Origin of the sequence: Boudabousia marimammalium (assembly GCF_001936115.1) — a bacterium.
Lineage (GTDB): Bacteria > Actinomycetota > Actinomycetes > Actinomycetales > Actinomycetaceae > Boudabousia > Boudabousia marimammalium.
In genome coordinates this window covers 37738-60851 of the sequence record NZ_MPDM01000009.1, presented here as the reverse complement: position 1 = coordinate 60851, position 23114 = coordinate 37738, and the positions used below count along the sequence as shown (strand labels likewise).

Here is a 23114-nt window from a genome sequence, read left to right as displayed (position 1 = left end):
TCAAGTCCTACTCCGTCTACTACGCCCAACACACCCCACACAAACCCGGAACAGAACCAGTCCTCATGGAACTGACGCAGAATCTATTTTGGGTAAACACACCAGACATAGACGGAATCAAATACGACTACGACGGTGGAAACACCATCTACAACAGCAACTACAAGAAAACCGGCACACCATACCTTGTATATTATGGCGACAATACCTATTCATATGGAAATAGCGATACTATAGCCTTTGGTTTCGACAAAAACTTTCAACTAACTTACGCAATGAATAGAACCGATGAAATCGACCTTGACACTGTTGATATAGAAGAGCTTAAACGCGAGATTTATCGTACTGTTCAGCCGGTGATTGACGCGCAGTATGCGCCTTTGATTAACCTACAGTGGCTATATGACTGGGTAAACAAAGACAAATTCAACTAACCCAACCACACAAAGCGCCTTGGATATACCTCCTCGGCTTTAAAGCAAGGAGGACACTAATGCTAAAGAAAATCACGCTTACACTCACCAACGGTCCATCCCTCCCATTCTCGCCAAAGTAGTGTGTCGCAAAGCGTCAATTTTGACCCCGCATTTGCAGCACAATACGTAATTTGCAACACAACCAGCGGCGATAAGACAACCTCCAACACAACCCGGAGCCATGGGGATGAAAACATTCAGAGTATGGAAAGCTAGCAGGTTTGAATCAGTGGAATGCCCTCTGCGCCACCCATACGTGCCACAAGGGCCACCCTTTTCTTGCTAATACTTCACATTTTTACTTGTTGATATGTTCTTGACCGCGAAACTTACGGTAATATAAGGATGTTTTAATATTCACCTATAGTTATTTGACGCAGATATTACGGAGGTTACAGTGGGTAGCACAATTGAAAGTGTTTTGGAAACGGTCAAACGAAGGAATCCGAACGAACCAGAATTTCTACAAGCCGTGACCGAAGTTCTAGAATCCCTAGAACCCCTACTGGAAAAGGATCCGCACTACGCTGACGCTTCCCTACTGGAACGCATCGTCGAACCCGAACGGCAGATCATGTTCCGGGTCCCCTGGGTGGACGATAACGGTGTCGTACAGGTGAACCGTGGTTTCCGGATTGAGTTCAACTCAGCCCTCGGCCCGTACAAAGGCGGCCTCCGTTTCCACCCCAGCGTGAACGCCTCCATTTTGAAGTTCCTTGGCTTTGAGCAGATCTTTAAGAATGCCCTCACCTCGCAAGGCATTGGCGGCGGCAAGGGCGGCTCCGACTTCGATCCGCATGGCCGCTCCGACGCAGAAATCATGCGATTCTGTCAGTCCTTCATGTCTGAACTATGGCGCCATATTGACCCCGACACTGACGTTCCTGCCGGTGACATTGGCGTGGGCGGCCGCGAAATCGGTTACCTGTTCGGACAGTACAAGCGCCTCCGCAACGCCTACCATGCTGGCGTGCTGACCGGTAAGGGCCTAGGCTGGGGCGGCTCCCTGATTCGCCCCGAAGCAACCGGCTACGGCACCGTGCTATTCGCCCAGTCTATGCTGGCGACCCGGGGATCTTCCATGAAGGGCAAGATTGTGTCCGTCTCCGGCTCCGGCAATGTCGCTATCTACGCGATTGAAAAACTACTGCAGATGGGCGCGAAACCCGTCACCTTCTCTGATTCCTCCGGCTGGGTTTACGACCCCGAAGGCGTGGATCTGGAACTCCTCAAACAGGTGAAAGAGGTGGAGCGCGGGCGCGTCGCTGACTATGTGGCCCGCCGCCCCTCCGCCCAGCTACACACTGAGGGCCGCCCCTGGGAGATTTCCGTGGACGTCGCCCTGCCTTGCGCTACGCAGAACGAGTTGGATGCCGAGGACGCAAAGCGCCTGCTGGCAAATAACTGCCATGTTGTGGCCGAGGGCGCGAACATGCCTTGCACGCCTGAAGCTATCGAAATTTTCCAGGAGGGCGCCATTCTTTACGCCCCCGGTAAAGCCTCGAACGCCGGTGGCGTGGCCACCTCCGCCCTGGAGATGGCGCAGAACTCTCAGCGTCTATCCTGGTCGCGTGAAGAAGTCGATGCGAAACTGACTGAGATCATGCGCGATATTCACGACTCTTGCGCCGCGACCGCCGCCGAGTACGGCGAACCAGGCAACTACGTGCTGGGCGCTAACATTCTGGGCTTCAAGCGGGTCGCTGACGCCATGTTCGCGCACGGCATCGTCTGATCCCAATGTTTGCGCGGATGAACAGCGCAGACTAAATAAACATCATGTGAAGGGCGCATGGCTACGTTTCAGCCATGCGCCCTTCCCGCGACCGGATGGTTTAGAATCAAATCATGCCCAGACGCAGAATAGATGACACGAAAGGCCGGCAGGCTCTGACCGCCGCCGCGACCGAGCTGCAGCATCTCCTGTCTGGAGATGACACACAGACCGGGGCTGGCGGTGTGCTGACAAAACTGGGGGAGATTTCACCCGCGCAGCTTGATGCCGCCCTAGACCGTCCCACCCTGCTGACCGCGGCCCGCTGGGCTTTAGAGGAACTAGCGGAACGCGCCCCCGGCCGGGCCGTGGAAGTGCGGGTTCCACCCGCCGGCGCAGTCCAGATCTTAGGCGGAACCGTCCACCGCCGCGGCACCCCGCCCGCCGTCATCGAAATGTCGATGAGCGTGTGGGTGCTTTTGGCGGCTGGACAGTTAAGCTGGGATGAGGCCGAGGGGGCCGCACTACTGCAAGCCTCCGGGGAACGGGCCACCCTCCGCGACCTACTACCGCTGCTATAAGCGGGCGGCTACTTGGTGTTGAGCTTAGCCGCTGGCGTATCCCACTGAGTGTCGGAGACGATTCCGCGCGCCGACAGCACAGGGTCGGCCGATAACGGCGTGCGGAGCTTGGGGTACCGCTTATCTTCTTTACCCCACCAGAACAGGTGAGAAACGAAGCCATTCGCGGGCGGCACATTCGACTCAGGCTCGAAACCCAGCTCCTTCGGGGTTTCCGGAATCATGTCGCACAGCCAGTACTTGTCACGGTCATCGCAATGCTCGGTGACAACGGTACGGTAGGCTTTGAAGTCCTGGAACAAGCCGGTCGTATAGGGGCGGCGCTTCTTCACAGCCATCACGTAGATGCAGTAAATCAGCAAAGCGATATTGGCAATCAAAGCCGCCATCGAACAGATAATATTCGCGGTCGGATTCATGGTTGCGAAGTTGTTCTGCGCCGGAGAAATCAGATACTCCGGGAAAATATTGTTCATCGCAATCCAGAACATTAATGTGTAGCAACGGAACCAGAGCCACTGCCCCTTCGCCCAGGCGAAAGCCGGAATCGTGGCGGCCAACAGCAGCGCCAGCGTGCAGTACCAGGTGTAGTCAGCCAAAGCGTTGTACAAGAAAGCATGGTTCCACAGGTCGTAAGCAATCACCCAAGGCCAGATCATGTCAGGCCAAATCAGACCCTTAACCTTCTGCTTGCGGTTAGTGGTAACGGTCATCTTGGCGAAGCCGGTCATGGTGATGATATTCAAGCAGCCGGCAATAGCGGAAGCAATATTCCACCAGCCACCAATGGTACGGAAACCAGTGGAAGGGTCAATCCCGACGTTAGTTTTCGCGAAGTTAGCGGCAACCGCCTGATACCAAGCATCCGAGTGGATGGGAGCTTCAATACCGCGGCTTTCCGGCAAGCCATTAATCATGTCCAAAATATGAGTGTCATTGATTTCCTTGAGACACTGCCAGTCGGCGGCACAAGCATTGTAAACATCAGCCTGCAGGTAAATGGTGATGTCACGAATATTGGCTTCCATAATGTTGGCGGAAACGCCCAGCCAGGAAACAAACCCAATAATCAAGATATTGCGGTGGAACTTGTCCGGATTATTGCGACCCAACCAGAGCAGATAACCGTTCAGAATCGACACGGACACCATGATTACGTACTTGCCGAAAGGGAACCATCCCACCATCGGGGTGCCGTGGATAGCGGCGTACGGCATCAAAGCAATACCGCCAACCATCCACAGGGCCATTACGGTCCACAGCCAGCGCCGGTTAATTTCGGCGATAATCACCTGGGCCGCGAACACCACAAACCAGATTAGGTAGAGTTTTGGAGTACCTATCTCCCATAGTCCTAAGAATGTATCCATTGGTACGGATCTCCTGTTAAGCGAAGCAAACTGGTAGGACTCAGGATAAGCCCGTCAACCAAGCGCAAACTGGGACATAAGTCCAGAAAAATGTAATCAAGGTCATATAGAATACAAACCTGTACCAATTTTGGTGCCGATTCAGATATTCGAACAAAGGTGTTGAAAAAATGACACGTAAAAGTAGCACTTTCAGCAAGGTGTGCAAAGTAGGAGCCGGCCTCAGCACCAGCGTCGTCGCCGGCATGTTTGCCTACAGCCAGCTACATGGCAAAGCCACTCCCGAAGAGCAGGCTTTCCAGTACCCCGGCGATGAGCTAATCGACGCCAACTACGACAATGGATACTCCTCCACCTACGCCATTAATATTGACGCCCCCGCCTACGCGGTCTGGCGTTACCTGAAGCAGCTGGGCGCCAACAAGACCGGCTCCTTCTCCTCAGAGTTCCTAGAGCGCACCTTCGCTCGCCTCTCTTTCTTCAACTCCTATGAGATTCAAGAGGAATACCAACAGCCCGACTCCATGGTTGCCGGCGACATTTCCGCCTTCGACTTCCACGGCATGTCCATGGAATGGACCGACGTTGTTCCCGGCAAGTACCTGGTCTCCTGGATCGACACGAAGATGCCACCCTCGGCCCCCGGCTCCTACGCCTTCCGCTTCCCCGGCATGACCCACTTCGCTGCCGCCTGGTGCTTCTACCTGATCCCGCTGGAGGGTGAGCGTTGCCGCCTCATCAACCACTGGCGCATCGGCTACGAGCCCGGCAACCTCTTCACCAAGACCATTAACTGGATCAACATTGAGCTGGTTGGCGGCTGCATGACCAATATGCAGTGCGCCTACTTCAAGCGCGTCGCAGAGTTCCGCAAGAAGCAGCAGCACACCGGCAAGTTCATGCGCGGAATGCTGGGCGGCAAGTTCTTCAACACTGGTACTCCCGCCGGCAAGTGGGACGGCACCCCGCTGTTCGACGACACCTACACCCAGTGGTTCCAGTACGGCCGCATGGCGCCCGCCGTTGAAGGTATCCGCCCGCCCGTCACCGACGATCCCGAATGGCCGCCGACCGCGCCCGGCACCCCCTGGGCTGATGTTGTCGATAAGGACTACTTCACCGACTGGGAAGAGCCCGAGTTCTCCTGGGATGAGCAGATCCGTCAGAAGATGGAACGCAGCTACCTGCCCGGCTGGGGCAAGAAGAAGGCTAACTAATCAGATTGCGGGGCCGCACTTTATCGCGAAACGGTGCGGCCCCGCCTCATTCAACTTTTGGTTGGGTAAAGGAGGATCTCATGATCCAGTTACTTTCGCTTATGCCAGGAGCAATCACTCCTCCTGACTACCCCTCCTTGTTCTTCTTTGAAGTGGGAGACTGGTGGGACTATCTCGCTTTGATTCTGGTGACCGCCGGATTGGCTGGCGGCGCCTGGCTGATTCAACGCTACAAGTGGGCAGTCATTGTCTTCTTCATTGCTGTCCCCGTGCTGCTGACCATTTTCTGGTGGCCGTACTCTACCGAAGGCACCACCACGGCAGGCTGGTTCCCCATTGTGAAGCAGTACTCCGCCCTGCTGGGTTCGCTTTCCCTGGTCGGCTTGCAGTACTTCCCGAAGCTACGCAACCGCTGGTATCTACTGCTCCCGCCGCTCCTGTTGGCAGTAAACATTCTGGAAGCCGTAGTTCGTGACTTCCAGGTTTACAGCGTGCAGGGCTTCGACCCGAACCAGGGCGGCATGGTCACCTGGGGTGGCTCCTGGAACATCATGAACGGTATCGCCGGCATTTTGAACCTGCTAGCTATCTCCGGCTGGATCGGTATTTACATCGCTAAAGATAAGTCGAAGGCCACCGTCTGGGGCGACCTGACTTTGCCGTGGATCATCGGCTACGACCTGTGGAATCTGGCGTTCGTCTACAACTGTATTTCTGACCATGCTTGGTACTCGGGTGTGGCCTTGCTGGCCTCTTGCACTATCCCGATTTTCTTCGGCATGGCGAAGGGCGCCTGGATTCAGTACCGCGCTTACACGCTGACATTGTGGACGGCTTTCGTGCTGACGTTCCCGACGTTCACGAACGGCTCTATTTTTGAGCATCGCTCCTCCCACAATGGCACTGCCCTGTTCTTGATTTCTTTCGCTTCTTTGGCCTGGAATCTGGGCGTCTTCATTTGGCATTACTACCGGGTGTTTAAGCTGCATCGCAATCCCGCCAAGATGGAGGTTTACTCTGACCTGCCCTCTTACGTGGAGCTGCTACGCGACCGCGCCACCGATGAGATCAAGCTGGAGCACGCCGCCCGCCTGGGCAGCACTCCGGAGAAATTGGGTTACGGTCCAGTTGCCGCCGGCGCTACTTCTGGCCCCGCTTCCGGCGGGCGAGCCGGCAGGCCTCCGCTTGAGTAGTTGACGGAAGTTTCGTTTTGGCTTGGGGCCGAGGGTGTGTCTGTGGAGGCATCCTCGGCCCCAGCTAATTGAGCGGTGGGGCGGGGCGACGGCGCCGGCATCACACGCACCACACCCCAAGGCTCGGCGCCGCCAACTCCACCGCGCGGCGGGCATGTGTGGACGCGGGCCGGGTAGTGTTTTATTATGGTGTGTACGCAAAAGCCGAAAGGCCTGCGCACGCGGACGTAGTTTAATGGTAAAACTGCAGCTTCCCAAGCTGCTGTCGCGGGTTCGATTCCCGTCGTCCGCTCCAATCAGAGTTATAAAACTCCAGTTTTAGTCTTTTCGCACTGCGGTTTGTCAATACAGATGAAAAGAGCCCCGATAAGTTAAAGTTTGACGCTTCTCAGGAGAGGATTATGAGACAAACCCCCGACGATATGAGCTGGCAGAAACTGTGTGAATTGATGGCTAGCCCTGATCCCTCTATTAGGGATGGTTATGCGTTAGAAGCTCTGGCACAAGGTATTTTGTCTGGCCGGTGGAGCGATGAACTTGACGATATTCAATCCGTTGCAACATCACATCTGAGCCACCCAGAGATCCAAGCAAGAACGTTCGCTCCGTTAATCCTAATTTGGCTACTTCAAGCAGGACATGTAAACCGTGAAATCTACGATGAGTGCTCCAAATGGTATCTGCGTGAAACAGACACACGCGGCTACGATCCAAAACTAGGCTGGTTGCATGCGGTAGCGCACGGAGCGGATTGCCTTGGTGTTTGCGCACAAACTAGCGCAGCATCTGGTGAAGAAGTGCTTGAAACATTGGCGAAGCGCGTTGTGACCCCCGGATTACCTTGGCTATACAACGAGCCCGCCCGAGTTGTAGCCGCAGTTAGCAGAACCTTAATGGCAAATCCAGACGCTTGCCTTGACTCATTCTTCAGCATCATTAGCAAACCAAGCGAACCAGAACTCACAAAACACAACATGAATATGGCAACTGCCGGCTGGGCAACAAACCGGCGTGCCGTGGTAGCACTACTTTATGCAGCTGCATCTATCCCAGTTGTAGTTGATGAAAAACCGCTTTTACTGCCCCAGTCGAAAATTATTAGTTCAACGTGCAAAGGTATTTTCGCCTCCGACATGCCTTGGCTCTACAAGCAATAAATCCGTGACCGTTTCATCGCAGCTCATCCGCTGTGCGCTCACTGCGAGCAAGCCGGAAGCATCACCCCGGCTCGACAACATCATCCCCGTAGAACACGGCGGCACCCACAACGAGACCGACCTCCCAGCCCTGTGCAGGCACTGCCACTCACACAAAACCGCCCGTGACGGCATAGACGGAGAAAACTAATCACGGTTTTCACTTAGTGATAGGAACATGCTCTTCCGCCGAGTGATATGAGATTACGTCATGTATCCGATTTGAAAAAACTGCCTGAACTACACTGTCGCAAGCAGTATCATTGTTGACCATAATTAGCAAAGGTTGACGAAGGAGTCGCCGTGACATGTTTAAGAAAGCAGATTAATGCTGGCAAACCAATCTACCTAGGAACCGCTGGGAAAGGCACATATAAGAAAGATCGCCTTGCTCTAGTTCTGCGTGGTTATAACAGCACAACTTATTCTGTTTGAAATCATGGAATAAATACTATTCACTGATATCAAAGAAGATAAAGATTCTGTCAGTATCAGGAGGCTCTTTTAAATGGGACACGACCATTTACAACTGGTGAGACGAAGCGTTTTTCAGTTCGTTATCTTAGTAACTTTTGCTATCGCATTAACGATGACAATATCCGCTTGTTCGCAGAGTGAAGGTGCCGATTCAGTCGAGGCATCGTATAAGCCGGCCATATCATATCGCGGAACGCTTTATTTGTATGATGACGATATCTCAGATTTGCCTATAGGCGCTGTCTATATTGGCAAAGTTGATATCAGCATCAAACAAGGTTTGCCTGGTACAGAAAACTCGGAGAAAATCGTTGCGAACTATTACAAGGTGGGCACAAAAGTATTCAAACTGGAAGATGCAATCTACTCACTGTTAGAAGACGGCGTAATTAAATATATGCCCGAATCTAAAAAATAAATTTAGTTAGAGGGGCTTGCGATAAGAATTGCAATATAGCTCTGAATCAACGCGAGTGAGTATCCAATCCCAACTAGAAGCAAAAGAATCTTGCCAGCACCGCTAACTGGCAATAACCCAAACGTAAACAGGGATTTGGTTCCTATGCGCCGTCCGCTGGCCGCGCAGATTCCTTGCTACAGACCAGAGTGAAACTACAGGGAACACAGTCAGCCAAAGATGGAGGGAACCTCCACTGTTCATTATCATCGGTTTCCATGATGGGTAACAACGGCCACGGTAGTTCCTTCCCCTCAGAAAAGTGCTCCAGTTTCAGACCCGCACCCAACAAAGCGCTGATAATTTCAGACTGAAAAACTCGAATAAACCAGAAGTCGAAACTTTCGTATTCATGTCAAAAGAGCAGTCAGGAAACTGATGCGCTAACGTGCCATAGCTTTACGCTCCGCTTTCATAACGGAAGCGACCAAGTTTTAGTGGCCACATCAAATACGTAGTCGCCGTCTTGATTCGACAAGACCAGTTTGCTGTCGCTAAAGCTCGCCTCTGAAACACCATGCGTGGAAGGCATCTCGCTCGAAAACACCCACCATCCAGCTTTTTCTTCCACCACAAAGATCCAGCGCGAACCGGCGGCGGCATCCACCACCGCCCAGCCGTAGACCGAATCATTAATCCGCTGCACATCCAACTGCGCGGCGTCAATAAGTTTCTGAGCATCAGAAACCCGAACATAGTCCCCATTCCACACTGACATGAAACAGTCATCCGGACTGGCCTCACAGTAAAGTCGCTTCTCCGTAAAATCCTCGACCGTATCCCCCTCGGCACCCTGAGATTCCCCACGCGGCTCCAACATGAAATCCCCAGGCGGCACATACCAAAGGGGAGTTCTCACAAAGGAATACTCTAGCCCTCACCATGCCCAGGGCACCAGCTTATTGGAACTGCGCAGACAATTATGGAGGGTATACACTTTTTTATCCGACGCCCAGCTCGTATTACTTGACGAGGCTGCTTCTAGTCTCGACTCTAGTACTAGGAATGAAGTCCGCGCCACATTGGGCAAGCTTCACTAGAAAAGAACAATCGTTGCCAGCAGACACAGGCTTTCTACAGTAGTCTCTACAGACAGAATATGCGTGATTGAAAAAGTGAGATAACTGGCGGAGACCCCCATGACGACTTAATGAAAGACTGAACACTATATCGGGAGCCGGTTTTTACTCAGAGCCGCTAACCATAAGACCTGCCATACAGCCAATTTCACAATCACTGTTATAGGTTTCCACCAATCACGCAATGTGATAGTTTAAGAAATCTTTACACCGGGCACCTTTTTGCACACTTCCACAAATCACAGGACCAACATCCCGCATTAAAATGGCTAGATTTGAATATCAGAAACATTCTGGACATAGCCAATCCGAAAACGCTTGTTTTAACAAAATAGCACCAGATAACATTTTGTTGGGGAGATTAATAGTTAATAGTTGTCCCTCTCACACAAATCGGGAGAAGAACATGAAACCTACAAGTGTATCTAGGGTTAGGGTTGCAGCCGTAGCATGTACTGCAGTTCTTTTGCTCGGTGCTACAACACCCGCATTTGCATACCCGGCTGACGCGCTTTCAGTAAACACTGACACACTCGCACAAGTAGCGGCACAACAATTCACCGAATCTGCAGACATCATGGTTGCTGGCCTGCATTCCCGCCCAACTATCGACTCTTTACTAGACAGACACGCTACCACCTTTGACGCGAATCACAAACGCTTTGAGAAGGCCGTTGACAACTATCGTAAAAAGCTGGCTGCAATGGGCGAAACGTATTCCGCATCGCACAGTACTACCACTATTGACTCAATCCGTAAACAGCCAAATGGCACTGTCGAGGCAATTGCAACTGAGACAACGTATTTGACAATCGCTGGCGCTGGCACGGAAACAGGCTATACTGCACGCCATCAGCTCACATTCGCCCCTTCAGCCAATGGCAAATGGGAAATCGTTGAGGACAAATACCTCGAACCTACCGGCTTATTACCCCTTGACGAAGCAGAGTCTCTAGTCGATCCCACCTCCGATTATTTCAAAGCTGAAAAGTCTGACTCGAATCCGGATTTTACAGGCGTTACTCCAGCTTCGATTGAGCGTACTACTGACTCAGCATTATCAGAAAAAGCTACCGTAATGGCAGGCGGATATAACTATAACGCAATGGCAAATTATCTTGAACGTTATTGGAGTAAGTACAATCCTGCATACCGTTCTTTCCACCAGAAGGGTGGAGATTGCACTAACTTTGTCAGCCAAGCACTTCGAGCTGGTGGTTGGAAAGACAAATACGGTTGGCCCCGAAACGCAAATTACTGGTGGTACGGATTCGCTACGCAAAGCCGGTCTTGGACCTCTGTCGATTATTGGGCAACATTTGCGCGCGCTAGTGGACGCACAAAGAATCTATCAAACGTATGGCATCTTCGAAAAGGCGACGTCCTTCAGGTAACAAAGAAGAAATCAAACCAGAAGATACATACCATGATGGTATCGTATTACCACAAGGGCGTGCCTTATTTCACCTATCACACCGCAGATCGCTATCGACGCAGTCTAAAACAGGTTCTCATTGACTGGAAAGGAGCTACCTTCTATGCCTACCGAACGTAGTTTTAATGCGAAATTGTGGATTCCAGCCATAATAGTTGCCGCCGTTATAATTGCTCTGCTTGCTGCATGGAGGTTTGTTTACCATGATAAGCCTTCCAACGAGATACTCAAACATGCACAGGAAGTAGTCTCAACTATCAACTCTCAGGATTACCAAAAGCTGGAAAAACTGATCACTAACCCAGTAGCGGTCGAAACAATCCGAAAGGATGTCGGCAACAAACAAGTACAGCTCGGGCTACTTAAAGAAGAAAGCCCACGTGATTTCCGTTTCTCGTTGAAAGTCTCCAATAAACCAGAAGTCGAGATTTTCGTATTCATGTCAAAAGAGCAGTCAGGAAACTGGTACGCTAACGTACCATAGCATTACGCTCCGGTTTCATAACGGCACCGACCAGATCTTCGCTGTCAAATTGAAGACGTACTCGCCGTCTTGATTCGACAAGACCAGTTTGCCATCGCTAAAGCTCGCCTCTGAAACACCATGCGTGGAAGGCATCTCGCTCAAAAACACCCACTGCCCCGCCTTTTCTTCCACCACAAAGACCCAGCGCGAACCGGCGGCCGCATCCACCACCACCCAGCCGTAACCGGAATCATTAATCCGCTGCACATCCAACTGCGCGGCGTCAATAAGTTTCTGAGCATCAGAAACCCGAACATAGCCCCCATTCCACACTGACATGAAACAGTCATCCGGACTGGCCTCACAGGAGGATGTCTTTACCGCTTCATCCTCGGCACCCTTCGAAGGCAACTCTCCCCCACGCGGCTCCAACATGAAATCCCCAGACGGCAGGGCAAACCGCCCCACGCACTCGGTTCTTCTCACCCAAAACCAGCCCTCGTAACGGTAACAAGTGTGGGCTTTATCCAACCAAACCGGCTCCGTCAGGTAGCTTTCCCCGTCATGCTCAAAACTCTCACCATCGAAAACGCCAAACGCCAAGGCGACAAGCAAAAACACGCCACCGAAAGCCACTGCCGCGCCACCCAGCAGTACCGGGATGACAGCTGCCAGCCGCGCCAGCGGATGCTTCCCCCGGCCAATCCCCACCATTAAGCGCAACACCAGCCACCAAAGCAGCAACAGGAAAACCCCGACGCTAAACAGCACAAACAACAAAGCAGAATTATGAAGCCACGGCTGAAAATGATAACCCTGCCGGCGATAATGCGATTCAGCGAACACCACGAAACTGGAGGGCGCGAAGACGCACGCCCAAGCCAGCGCCACCAGCAAGACCGTGCTCCACCGCAGACCGGACGGTTTCAACCAGATAGCGCCCGGACGCGACAGCCTGACGACCAGCAGCTCCAGCAGCGTGACGACCACAGAACAGGCGAAAGCCGACACCACCCACGGATGAGCCCAACCCGGATAGTTCTCAGCTGCGATCCCATGATTGCCAGACCCGACGGCCAGCGCAGTAACAACAACGAAGAATACTATGAAGCCGAAGAGAACTAGTTTTCGGGTAGTCGCTGAATAGAAATGGTCGAAGCACTGTCTTGCGGAAACAGGCTGAACAGAAGAAGCCGATGGTGGCGTGTGATTAATCTGCCTAGAGCCGAGGAGCGACCCCACCAGCAGCAAAAGCACATAAATCCACTGAATCAAACCGGCAACAGCGGGCAGATAATCTGACTCGAAACTCTGCGGGTCAGCCACCAACCACGACAGCCCCAAGGGCAGCAGCACCGCCAATACAGCTAATGCGCGACTATTTCCAAGTGAATATTTTACGAGTGACGAGGTAACCAAGCCCTGTGACACCAGCAAGATAAGCGAAACTGAACCAAAAATCGCTCCATGCTCCCACATTAATCATGGGCACATAAAGAGCCTGCCTGACGTTGAACACAGGCGAGTAAGGGGCAATTGCTTGAGCCCACTGAGGTAAAAACTCGACAGGGAGCATTGCCCCACCGACAAAACCAAGCAACATAATAATAAGATTGGCAAGCATAGAAACGGCCGCCATAGAAGGCACATAGACGGCCAGTAAGACACCAATAAAATAGAACATCAGGTATCCAAGCACTGCAGGCACGAGCCCTAGGATTGATGCTGGCGCCAAAGTAACGCCAATCCAAGGGGTAAGCGCTATGACTACCAGCAACAATGTTTGAATCAGTGCAAGAATAGCACCGACAAACGCCTGGGACAGCAGGATGGATCCAGTCGATATCGGGAAAGCCTTCAGCACCTGAAACATTCCGTTCTCACGCCAAACCGTGAGGTGTGTAGCACCCGCAAAAACGCCTACATATGCTAACCCAAATGCTATGACGTTGACTGCTACGCGATTAACAGAGTCACCGCCCTCGGGTGCAGGAAAACCACCGAAGATACGAACCATTACAACCAAAAATATGACGGGAACGACAAACGTAAAGAGAATGGTGGCGATGTCACGACTATCAGAAATGAGGAGCACTCGATTTAGCGCTTTGAATGTGGCCAATGATGACGACCGGACTTCCGCCTGAGTATCCCGCTGCAAACCAGTAGATCTCATTATTGCCCTCGCTCTGTCATAGCCAAGAAAGCGTCTTCAAGGCGTCCATTATTTACCCATGCTCCAGAGGTATCCACGCCGGCGGCGTTCAACTTTACAAACACCTGTGCGGTGTCATGAGTGGAAATCTCAACACCCTCATTTGTGACCACAACCGAATCAAATAATTTTTGCACAATATCGGCTTGAGGCAGTGCAGCTGGAAGTAAAATACGTGAACCAAGATTAGCCTGGGAAATGAAATGCTGGGGCGTATCAGTGTAGGTGATTTCACCAGAATCAATGACACTAATGACGTCACAGAGGCGCTCTGCCTCATCCAAGTAGTGTGTTGTGTACAAAGTTGTCAGATTAAGGAGTTGGGAGTTGTGCAGCAACTCAACTAAAGATTTGCGTGCTGATGGGTCAAGACCAGAAGTAGGCTCATCAAGGAACAAGACTTCTGGCTTATGAACAAGAGCGGAGGCAACTGCTAGCCGCTGGCGTTCACCACCTGAGAGGTTTTCAACCCGAGTGTTCACGCAATCATCGAGATGTAAGGAATCAATCAAAACATTGACATACGAGGGCTCCGCACCAAAAATACGAGCCACCGAGTCAAGGTGTTCTTTGAGCGTCATCCGGACAAAAAATGCGGGATGCTGTGGCTGAATACCGATGCGGGCAAGCAGGCTTGGTTTTCGAGGCCAAGGATCTTCCCCCAACAACCGTACTGTTCCCGAGGTTGCTTCCCGAAAGCCCACCAGCGTATCAAATAGAGTGGTTTTACCAGCACCGTTAGGGCCAATAATGCCGTGAAAGCTACCTTTCTCAACCCGAAGGTTTACCCCATGCAGAAGGTTTTTCTTCCCGATTGTCACATGCAGGTCTTGCGCCTCAACAGCGTATCTAACCATAATTTGCCCCTCAAGATTACGGTGCGCACGATGAACACGTCGCAGGTGAGCTACCAAGCCCACACTGGTATTCTAATCCACGCTACCTATGGGACACAGCCGAATTGATGAGCGAAACCAAAAAGCAAAACCAACTTTTCCGTATTCTCATTCTTCAAGAATCCACATGGGACGTGTATATTGTTGTGGTATTGCTAGGAAAAATCCGAGCGGAAACATTCCGCACTAACCAGAGATTCAGGGGAATCACATGAGCGAGGCAACCGTAACTGAGGAAAAACTCCCGCGCAGTCGCAAAGGATTCACCCTCAGCATCCCCAGCGCTTTCACTGTGCTGTTCGTCCTCACCATCCTTGCGGCCATCGCGACCTGGACAATCCCGGCCGGAGCTTACGCGAAACTGTCGTATGACATGGACAGCTCCAGCCTGGTGTTGACCAGCCCGCAAGGAGAAACCGAACAGCTGCCCGCCGAGCAGGCCTCCCTCGACAAGCTGGGTGTCTCCCTCAAAGTTGAAGAGTTCACGTCAGGTGCGCTCAACAAACCCATCTCCGTGCCCGGCACCTACCAGCAGCTGGAACAAAATCCAGCCAGCGTCTCAGCTATTCCACACGCCATGGTGAAAGGCGCCATTGAGGCGGTCGAAATCATGGTGTTCATTTTCGTCCTCGGCGGCCTGATTGGGGTGGTCCGCGCGACGGGCGCCTTCGAGTCCGGGCTCCTGGCGATGACTAAGAAAACCAAGGGCCGCGAGTTCACGCTAATCGCCCTCGTCTCCATTTTCATGCTGATTGGTGGCTCCCTCCTCGGCCTCGAGGAAGAAGCAGTCGCCTTCTACCCGATTCTTATCCCCATTTTCTTGGCCCTCGGCTACGACTCCATTACCTGTATGGGCGCGATCTTCCTGTCCGGCGCGATGGGCACAGCCTTCTCCACCATCAACCCGTTCTCATCCGTGATCGCTTCGAACGCCGCCGGCATCCAGTTCACTGAGGGTATCTGGTGGCGCGCCGGCGGCCTGCTGATTGCCGGCACCGTGCTGGTGTCATACCTGTACTGGTACTCCAGCCGCGTGAAAGCCAACCCGGAGTTCTCCTACAGCTACTCCGACCGTGACGCCTTCCGTCACAAGTGGCTGGTCGAGTCCGGCACTGAAGACATCAAAGCCTTCGGCTGGGAAAAGAAAATCATCCTGACCCTGTTCGTCGCGCCCTTCATCATCATGATTTTCGGCGTCATCCTGGCCGGCTGGTGGTTCCCTGAGATGGCTACCATCTTCCTGGTTGCCGCCATTATCATCATCCTGATTGGGATTTGGGGGCATGACAGGATTTCCGAAAAAGAGCTAGTTGATGCTTTTGCCGAGGGAGCTGGCTCCCTGGTGGCCGTCTCTTTAATTATTGGTCTTGCCCGCGGCATCAACATTATTTTGAATGACGGGCACGTCTCCGACACCATCTTGTACTCCTTAACGAAGGTGGTCTCCGGAATGAGCGGCCCAGTGTTCATCGTGATTTTGATGCTGGTGTTCTTCGTACTGGGATTCGTAGTCCCCTCATCTTCCGGCCTGGCCGTACTGTCCATGCCGATCTTCGCACCGCTGGCCGACACCGTGGGGATGCCCCGCTGGATTATTGTTGCCGCCTACCAGTTCGGCCAGTACTGCATGCTGTTCATCGCCCCGACCGGCCTGGTGATGGCCACCATGCAGATGCTGGACATGAAGTACACGCACTGGCTACGATTCGTCTGGCCGATGGTCGCATTCTTGATGGGCTTCGGAGCGCTGTTCCTGGTTACAGCAGTGCTGGTCGCCAGCTGATTAGGCTGGTGCGGTGCTATATCAATACGCTACCGCGCATTTTTCACAGTTTGGCTAATTTGTCTCCGATTATGTATGGGATATTCCCCAAAACAAGGCAAATTCAGGGCAAATCTGGGAAAAACCCATACACAAACACGCCATTAGTGCGTAACAGTGGAGAGTTTGGTTCGAAAGATGGAGCAGCACACCAGGCCAGACCGGGGCCAGCAGATCCCGCGCCCCAAACTTACACACCGGGCCGGCGGCAACGCAGACGCTGATTGAGTCACAGATGCGCCTTCATCTGGAAGAGTTTAAGCAGGGCGAGGGCGTTTATCTGCTGCTCTGCAATGCGCTGTTGTGTGTGTCCAGCCGCTCCGAATAATCCCGGATACAAAGCCTTAAACAACATTAAATAAAATAAATAACAATAAATAGCTATACTGGCGTTATGCTCAAGAATCCATTCAAACCAACCATGGGGATGACTCCACCACTGCTGGTGGGCCGTGAAGATATCCTAGATGAAGTCCAATTCGCGCTCGATAACGGCCCCGGCACGCATGAGCGGGTCACTGTGATTACCGGCCCGCGTGGCATTGGGAAAACCGTGCTGCTCAACGCCATTGAGGATTTAGCTCTCCAGCGCGGCTGGGTGTATTTCTCTGAAACCGCCACCAAAGGCTTCCTGCCGCGCCTGATTGGTAGCGCGCAAGCGAAGATCACGGAGCTAGCGCCAAAGCCGAAACGGAAACTGACCGGACTGTCAATCTCCGGCGCGGGCGGCTTGGACTGGGAGAATGTTGAGCACACCGCCTCGCCCTCGTCCCTGCGTGAAAACCTGACCCGACTACTGGACCTAATCGACGAAACTGATGCGAAACTGCGGCAGGAGACGGGCCTGTTCATCACGCTGGATGAGCTGCATCATTTGCAGCGCGACGAGATTATTGAACTGGCCACCACGGTGCAGCATCTGATCCGCGAATCGCGCAATATTGCGCTGTTCATGGCGGGGATTCCCGGCTCGGTGAAGCCGCTGCTGGGCGACAATGCGGGACGCAACCCGATCACTTTTTTGCGCCGCGCCAACCGGGTCACCCTGGGCCGCGTGGACACTGATTTTGTGCGCGAGGGCCTGGCCGTCCCGGTCCAAAATCTGGGCTTGCGCTGGGATGAGGATGCGCTGGATGAGGCGGCAACCGCCTGCGACGGCTACCCCTTCATGATTCAGCTGGTCGGCCAGTACTCTTTCGCCGCCCGCCAAGGCGACACCATCACGGCGGCCAGCGTGCGGGCCGGAATCTCGCGGGCGCGCACGAAGCTGGGGCAGCTGGTGCACGAGCCGGCCTTGGCGGACCTCTCCGAAAAGGACCGGGTTTTCTTAGGGTTCATGGCCGAGGACGAGGAAGATTCCGCGGTCGCTGAGATTGCGGACAGGATGGGTGTTTCAGCCCAGTACGCGAACAACTATCGTAGACGCCTGATTGACGCGGAAATGATTGAACCCACTCAGCGCGGCAGAGTCAAATTTGCGTTGCCCTATTTGCGGGAATATTTGCGGGAAAACTACAGCTGACTGGGCAGTTTTGAGATAAACAGGACCAATTTGAATAGATTCCAACACAACTCAGCAAACAGATAGAACACTGGTCTAGTAATTTGCCCCTAAATTTAATTATATTCACGATTCCTAATTACCGCTAACGCCATTTTTCCATCCCAATCCCCCCATTCTCACAGAAACAAGCACTGTCAAATTGCTTGAAACCTCACTTTTCGGCTATATTTCAACAAACATGACCACCACGAAGAATATGCAGAAAAGAAACTGACACCTATTTGCAACACTTAAATATGTCCTATTTAACAATTATGGAGTACATTGAAAACACTCTGATTAAAGACGACCAGAGTACTCTTTCGAGTTGTGCACGAAAGAGAGCGGAAGTAAATCACGCACAGTTTCACATCTTCAGGAAAAGGAAAATGACATGTTATTTGCATCAGTTCCAATACAAGCATGGGGAATGGCTTTAGCAGTTTTGATTCTGCTAATGCTTCTGAACGAATTGGCTCGTTTTAACAAATGGACAGGCCTAAGTATATTTATCATTCTGCCCATAGTTTTGACAGTCTTCGTCTGGCCTACCACCTCAGGTCCCAGTTCTGGGGCAAGTACAGCAAACTGGTTCCAGTGGGCCAAGGTCTATTCAGCACTGGCCGGCTGCATCATCTTCTGGGGACTAAGATTCTTTCCGAAAGTACAGAAACTCAAATGGTATTATGTGCTTCCACCAGCCATCCTCGCTATCAATATCATGGAAGCTGTTGTACGCGAGTTTGAGATAATGGGCATGGAAGAAACAGTTATCGATGGAATGACCTATATCGGCGGTGGCTGGAATTTCTTTAACAGTATCGCAGGTATTCTTAACATCCTGACCATCTGCGGCTGGTATGGAATCATTATCAGCAAGGGTCGTCAGCGAGACATGATTTGGCCAGATATGATGTGGTTCTGGATTATAGCGTACGACTTGTGGAACTTCGCATACTTGTACAACGTGGTCACCGACCGGGCGGTCTACGGCGGCCTAGTTCTACTTCTGTCTTGCACAATACCGGCCTTCTTCATAAAGCCGGGGAGCTGGTTGCAAGCCCGTGCTGCAACTTTGGCGATTTGGATGATGATTGTAATGACCTTCCCGAACTTCTTTACCGAAGGACAGTACGCGATCCATTCAACACACAATCCAACCATGTACTGGATTGTCTCAATGCTTGCATTCATATCCAATGTCGCTGTCGCTGTCTACCAGGTTCGGATGATCGTGAAGACTCGTCGGAATCCAATCCGTGGCGAGTTGTACACAGATTCTCGCTCCTATAAGAAGATTTACTCGGATAATATTGATGTCGAGGGAATCCCTTCGCCCGCCGCGCTTGCATACCCAGAAATTGAAAAGAAAAAGCACCTAAAGAGGTAGTTCTTCAGTGAAGCAGGTGAGGTTAGGACCATTGGTGGAGCCTGACCTCACCTGCTGTGTACACGCCAGAGTACGCTGTCAGAAATTTGCTCTTACCTGAGCGGTTCCAGCCATCTGGAATAACTCATTGACAAGTGGCTACGCTTCGTGTCCTAGAATGAAGAAAACTGGTCGGATTGGAGGTCTCAGCGCCATCGATCGTTTCAATTGCCAAGGAAATGCCGTAGAGGAAAATCCTTTTGACAAGCATAATTAGTTGTATCTACCATAAAATCCCGCACGAGTCGAAGATTGGCGGGCTATCCAAATTAGGAAGTAACGCTCATCGACGATATTGGGATTCAAATATATCCCAGCAAGTCCCGACACGGCCGCACCCTGCAACATCATTACAGACCTTTCCCTTACGAAACAGTCAACCAGACTAGCCGGGTTAACAAGCACCTATCATTTAGGGCCAATTGTGGTTATTTAATCTGAGAAATTGATTCTGCATGCAGATAGTATCCACCCTGCCGATTAATAAACTACTCTGACTACGAAGTTGAATAACCCAACCATTAATACCTTCATGGTGTCCGCTTTTAATCCAACCACCATAATCGGCAACAGTGTTGCATACATGTTCCGGCTACCTCACTTGAGCTTACTACGATTACCCATTGAACATTAAAACCAAGGAAACGGAATAACCTAATCAAGAACACAACCATCGATGTTGTTGCAGTCAGACACTATGCCCAAGCATTAATAAGGAGTGCAGCTTTTGACATAGAGAGTTAGTGGAGTGAGCATTCGACACCATTAACCCTAGCCCAGCGAATGTGGGTACTACATAACCCGAAAGAATACCAAACAAAACAACACTATTATATGAATCGGGGCCTAAAAACAATAGTTGGAGACTAGGTAGGCAACGAAAAGGTACCCTATCAACATCATCACATTCTCAGCTCCTAATCACCAACGTGACTTCGGTGCAGGAAAAGCAAGAGTCCACTCACAAAACAATCAACCGAATGATGGAATCTAGCGAGTAAGCCGACAAGGCACCACTCAACAACACGACTCACGGTCCACAAATTTACTGAACAAACAGTTCATCCGAGATAAAACGTAGCACTGCGAGCACCAATATAAGAGAAGTTAAAGAAAACATGACTCAGCTGTGCTTTATGATGAGCAGTTGAATATCGTTCATGAACGAGAAACTCTCATTTTGTATGCCAATTCCAGCCGACCCTCATCCATCTAACGTAAAGTGAGTGCACTATCATGCACCATAAAGCTTCCCTCAACAATCAAGATGACCTCCGCAATTACCTGCCCAACACTGCTAATTCAATGGCCACTCAACAATATGGGCACTTGCGGAAACCTGTATAAGACTCATAGATTCTTTACACATATGTTCATTATGTCTATATAGTCATCAAATCATAGTCGTAATCCGAAACCAGTAACAAACATACTGCTTTCAGTACCACAATGGTAGCTATGTCAGAAATCACATGCACCATATAGAGATTGCAAGTTAAAGACTAATCCTACGCCAGCTAAAACCCAGTCTCGTAAGCAAGCAAATGCCGGGGCAGCGAACAATAAGCTACCCCGGCATTTTCGCACACACAGGCGGTGAGCTGATTAAATCTGAATGTTTTGTCCCATGCCTTGCGCTTCGGCTTGTTCCAGAACTCGCTGACCGCACACTACGTCAAGCACTGCAGAGCCAACACATTCGAAGAAAGTAATTTCCTCCTCACTCTGACGCCCCGGACGCACACCATTAATGATCTCACCCAAGGGCACGCAGTCCTCCGCGCTGAGCTGACCGGCATTAATCGGATTAATCAAATCGCCTGATTCAGCTAAAGCATCGGCAGTATCGATAGCGACCAGACCCGCAGAGCGGACCAGCGCCTGGGGGATCTCCGACATCTCCGGCGTGTATGATCCCATCCCGTTCACATGGGCGCCGGGTTTAATCAGCTCAGCATCAAACACGGCGGTCTTTGAAATCGTCACAGCCGTAATAATATCCGCATCCTGCACCGCTTCCGCGGATGTTTCAACCGCCTGAATCCTCGTCCCAAAGCGGCTCAAACGCGTGGATTCTGCCGACGCGAATGCTTGCGCGCGCGCAAAGTCTACGTCCATCACCTTCACTAGCTCCAGGTCGCGGACCGTCAGCATTGCTTCAAGCTGGCCGGAAGCCTGGCCGCCCGTACCTATCAGCGCACCGATGTTGGCGTCCGGTCGCGCCAGCACGTCCGTGGCCGCACCCTGCACCGCGCCAGTACGAATCCGGGTGAGGGAAGTGCCCTCCAGCATCGCGGTAACCAGGCCGGTCCGAGGGTTCATCATAATCACCTGCGCGGGCACTGCAGGAAGACCCTGCGCCACATTATTCGGGTAAACCGAAACAATTTTAATGCCCAAACTGTCGGCAGCAGGCACGGAAGCCGGCATGAAAAGGGCCTGGCCTTGGTGCGCTTCTACCGGCACGTTTACACGCAAAGGTACAGTCGCTTCACCTTTCGCATGGTAGCCGAGGGCGTCTTTGCAGGCCACAATCGCTGACTCCATGGTGAGCGTTTTTTCAATCTCTGCTGCGGAGAGGATAATCATTACAGAACCGGCTCCTTCGTTTCAGTGGTTGCAGTTTCGGGCGATTTGGTGGTTTCCCGGTTCTCTCGGTATGCCATGAACATGGTGATAGCAGAGTACAGTAGCACCGCCACCACAATCCACTTAATCCAGTAAAGCGGCAACGACGTCACCAGGAATACGGCGCAGAGCACGCCGAGCACGCCGAAGATTGCGGAAATGAACGTAATCTTCGTAGAGTAGGAATCAAGGCGAATGAACTCGGTGGAACCGATCGGGACGGATACCGCGCAGGCACCCATCATAATGGGGAAAGCTGCGACAGGGTTCATACCCAGCGCAAAAATAGTCACCATGGTGAGCGCATAGGAGCCGATTCCCACATTGTTTAACGCACCGTAGATGAACATTAGAATCGTTGCGATCAGCAGCTTGGGTAGTGAAAGTTCGGTAGCGGTACCGTTTGAGGGGATCCAGTCTAGCTGGGTTGCGGTGATGACCGCGGAGGCCACCACTAGGCCGGTTGCGATAAATAGTCGGATCGCGTTCACTGGTAGTTTCACCACGTAGCGCGGGCCAATGTAGGCGCCCACGGTTTGGGCGATAACAAGGGTAAAGAGCGTCCGCATCCCGACTTCAACTGAGGAAATGTAGGCGAATGCCATCACCGCGACGGGGATTACGCACTGAGTGTTGAGCGTGCCGGGGAGACGACGGTCGCTGACCCATTTCATTTTGCGGTAGAGGACAGTCGAGATCGCAAAATCAGAAATTCCGAAAGTTGAGAAAAAGTAGATAATCGCGGAACTAATGCTTTGTGCGACCGGGTTTCCGGGTTCTTTCAGGAAGGTTGCTCGCTTCCGGTATAGATCTTTCGCGAAAGCAACAATGAAAATTAGGTTTGCAACCCCGATGAGGGTTAGCAAAACGTATTGCATTGGAGTCTCCTCACTCATAGTTTGTTTTACAAACTAGAAAAT

Annotated in this window: 20 protein-coding genes and 1 tRNA gene; 14 read left to right on the top strand and 7 right to left on the bottom strand. The window is 51.9% G+C overall.

The annotated features are described in order from the left end of the window. The 3 genes from BM477_RS08375 to BM477_RS07575 all read left to right on the top strand — a co-directional run. On the top strand, positions 1-434 hold a 434-nt coding region (locus tag BM477_RS08375), incomplete at its 5' end, for a hypothetical protein (RefSeq protein ID WP_158024415.1). A 439-nt stretch (positions 435-873) separates the two neighbouring features. Continuing rightward, positions 874-2211 (top strand): NADP-specific glutamate dehydrogenase, encoded by a 1338-nt coding sequence (gene gdhA, locus BM477_RS07580; RefSeq protein ID WP_075362063.1) that lies wholly within the window; start codon positions 874-876, stop codon positions 2209-2211. 113 nt (positions 2212-2324) lie between these two features. Next, the gene (locus tag BM477_RS07575; RefSeq protein ID WP_075362062.1) at positions 2325-2771 is read left to right on the top strand and encodes a sterol carrier family protein; all 447 of its coding nucleotides are present in this window, start codon (positions 2325-2327) and stop codon (positions 2769-2771) included. 8 nt (positions 2772-2779) lie between these two features. On the opposite strand, the gene BM477_RS07570 is transcribed toward BM477_RS07575, so the two are convergent. Next, on the bottom strand, positions 2780-4141 hold the full coding sequence (locus BM477_RS07570) for a DUF5692 family protein (protein WP_075362061.1): 1362 nt from the start codon (positions 4139-4141) through the stop codon (positions 2780-2782). A gap of 245 nt (positions 4142-4386) precedes the next feature. Here BM477_RS07570 and BM477_RS07565 point away from each other — a divergent pair, with 245 nt between their 5' ends. The 6 genes from BM477_RS07565 (at position 4387) to BM477_RS07540 (ending at position 8642) form a co-directional block, all read left to right on the top strand. Beyond that, a complete protein-coding gene (locus BM477_RS07565) occupies positions 4387-5358 on the top strand; it encodes a hypothetical protein (RefSeq protein ID WP_425425756.1) in 972 nt (323 codons plus the stop codon). 80 nt (positions 5359-5438) lie between these two features. Continuing rightward, entirely contained in the window at positions 5439-6551 is a 1113-nt protein-coding gene (locus BM477_RS07560) for a DUF5692 family protein (RefSeq protein WP_245792894.1), read from the top strand. A 221-nt stretch (positions 6552-6772) separates the two neighbouring features. After that, positions 6773-6846, top strand: a tRNA-Gly gene (locus BM477_RS07555). Positions 6847-6952: 106 nt separating this feature from the next. Beyond that, positions 6953-7708, top strand: a complete 756-nt coding sequence (locus tag BM477_RS07550) for a DUF2785 domain-containing protein (RefSeq protein ID WP_075362059.1) — start codon at positions 6953-6955, stop codon at positions 7706-7708. Then, on the top strand, positions 7614-7898 hold the full coding sequence (locus tag BM477_RS08665; protein WP_084543803.1) for an HNH endonuclease: 285 nt from the start codon (positions 7614-7616) through the stop codon (positions 7896-7898). The genes BM477_RS07550 and BM477_RS08665 overlap by 95 nt, the downstream gene beginning before the upstream one ends. Before the next feature lie 357 nt (positions 7899-8255). Then, positions 8256-8642: a hypothetical protein gene (locus BM477_RS07540; protein ID WP_075362057.1), complete on the top strand. Its 387-nt coding sequence runs from the start codon at positions 8256-8258 to the stop codon at positions 8640-8642. Between the two features lie 451 nt (positions 8643-9093). Here BM477_RS07540 and BM477_RS07535 read toward each other — a convergent pair whose 3' ends face one another. Continuing rightward, positions 9094-9540 (bottom strand): hypothetical protein, encoded by a 447-nt coding sequence (locus tag BM477_RS07535; RefSeq protein WP_143230255.1) that lies wholly within the window; start codon positions 9538-9540, stop codon positions 9094-9096. Between the two features lie 626 nt (positions 9541-10166). Here BM477_RS07535 and BM477_RS07530 point away from each other — a divergent pair. Both BM477_RS07530 and BM477_RS07525 read left to right on the top strand, forming a co-directional pair. After that, the gene (locus BM477_RS07530; protein ID WP_075362055.1) at positions 10167-11315 is read left to right on the top strand and encodes an amidase domain-containing protein; all 1149 of its coding nucleotides are present in this window, start codon (positions 10167-10169) and stop codon (positions 11313-11315) included. Continuing rightward, the gene (locus tag BM477_RS07525) at positions 11299-11679 is read left to right on the top strand and encodes a hypothetical protein (RefSeq protein WP_075362054.1); all 381 of its coding nucleotides are present in this window, start codon (positions 11299-11301) and stop codon (positions 11677-11679) included. The genes BM477_RS07530 and BM477_RS07525 overlap by 17 nt, the downstream gene beginning before the upstream one ends. 15 nt (positions 11680-11694) lie before the next feature. Here BM477_RS07525 and BM477_RS07520 read toward each other — a convergent pair whose 3' ends face one another. Genes BM477_RS07520 through BM477_RS07510 form a run of 3 tightly spaced genes read right to left on the bottom strand, consistent with a single transcriptional unit; the run spans position 11695 to position 14733 of the window. After that, complete coding sequence (locus tag BM477_RS07520) at positions 11695-13140, bottom strand: hypothetical protein (protein WP_158024413.1); 1446 nt, start codon at positions 13138-13140, stop codon at positions 11695-11697. Then, positions 13040-13837 carry an ABC transporter permease gene (locus BM477_RS07515; RefSeq protein ID WP_084543801.1) on the bottom strand — a complete coding sequence of 266 codons (798 nt, stop codon included), beginning with the start codon at positions 13835-13837 and terminating at the stop codon, positions 13040-13042. Before BM477_RS07515 ends, BM477_RS07520 begins: the two co-directional genes overlap by 101 nt. Next, positions 13837-14733 carry an ABC transporter ATP-binding protein gene (locus BM477_RS07510; protein ID WP_075362052.1) on the bottom strand — a complete coding sequence of 299 codons (897 nt, stop codon included), beginning with the start codon at positions 14731-14733 and terminating at the stop codon, positions 13837-13839. The genes BM477_RS07515 and BM477_RS07510 overlap by 1 nt, the downstream gene beginning before the upstream one ends. 250 nt (positions 14734-14983) lie before the next feature. On the opposite strand from BM477_RS07510, the gene BM477_RS07505 reads away from it, so the two are divergent. From BM477_RS07505 to BM477_RS07495, 3 genes are all read left to right on the top strand, one after another. Beyond that, on the top strand, positions 14984-16555 hold the full coding sequence (locus tag BM477_RS07505) for a YfcC family protein (protein WP_075362051.1): 1572 nt from the start codon (positions 14984-14986) through the stop codon (positions 16553-16555). Between the two features lie 466 nt (positions 16556-17021). After that, a complete protein-coding gene (locus BM477_RS07500; protein WP_222842297.1) occupies positions 17022-18116 on the top strand; it encodes an AAA family ATPase in 1095 nt (364 codons plus the stop codon). Positions 18117-18531: 415 nt separating this feature from the next. After that, positions 18532-19527: a DUF5692 family protein gene (locus tag BM477_RS07495; protein ID WP_075362049.1), complete on the top strand. Its 996-nt coding sequence runs from the start codon at positions 18532-18534 to the stop codon at positions 19525-19527. A gap of 1644 nt (positions 19528-21171) precedes the next feature. Here the strand turns inward: BM477_RS07495 and BM477_RS07490 are convergent. Further along, positions 21172-22155 (bottom strand): hypothetical protein, encoded by a 984-nt coding sequence (locus BM477_RS07490; protein WP_075362048.1) that lies wholly within the window; start codon positions 22153-22155, stop codon positions 21172-21174. Beyond that, complete coding sequence (locus tag BM477_RS07485; protein WP_075362047.1) at positions 22155-23072, bottom strand: sulfite exporter TauE/SafE family protein; 918 nt, start codon at positions 23070-23072, stop codon at positions 22155-22157. Before BM477_RS07485 ends, BM477_RS07490 begins: the two co-directional genes overlap by 1 nt. Between the last annotated feature and the right edge of the window lie 42 nt (positions 23073-23114).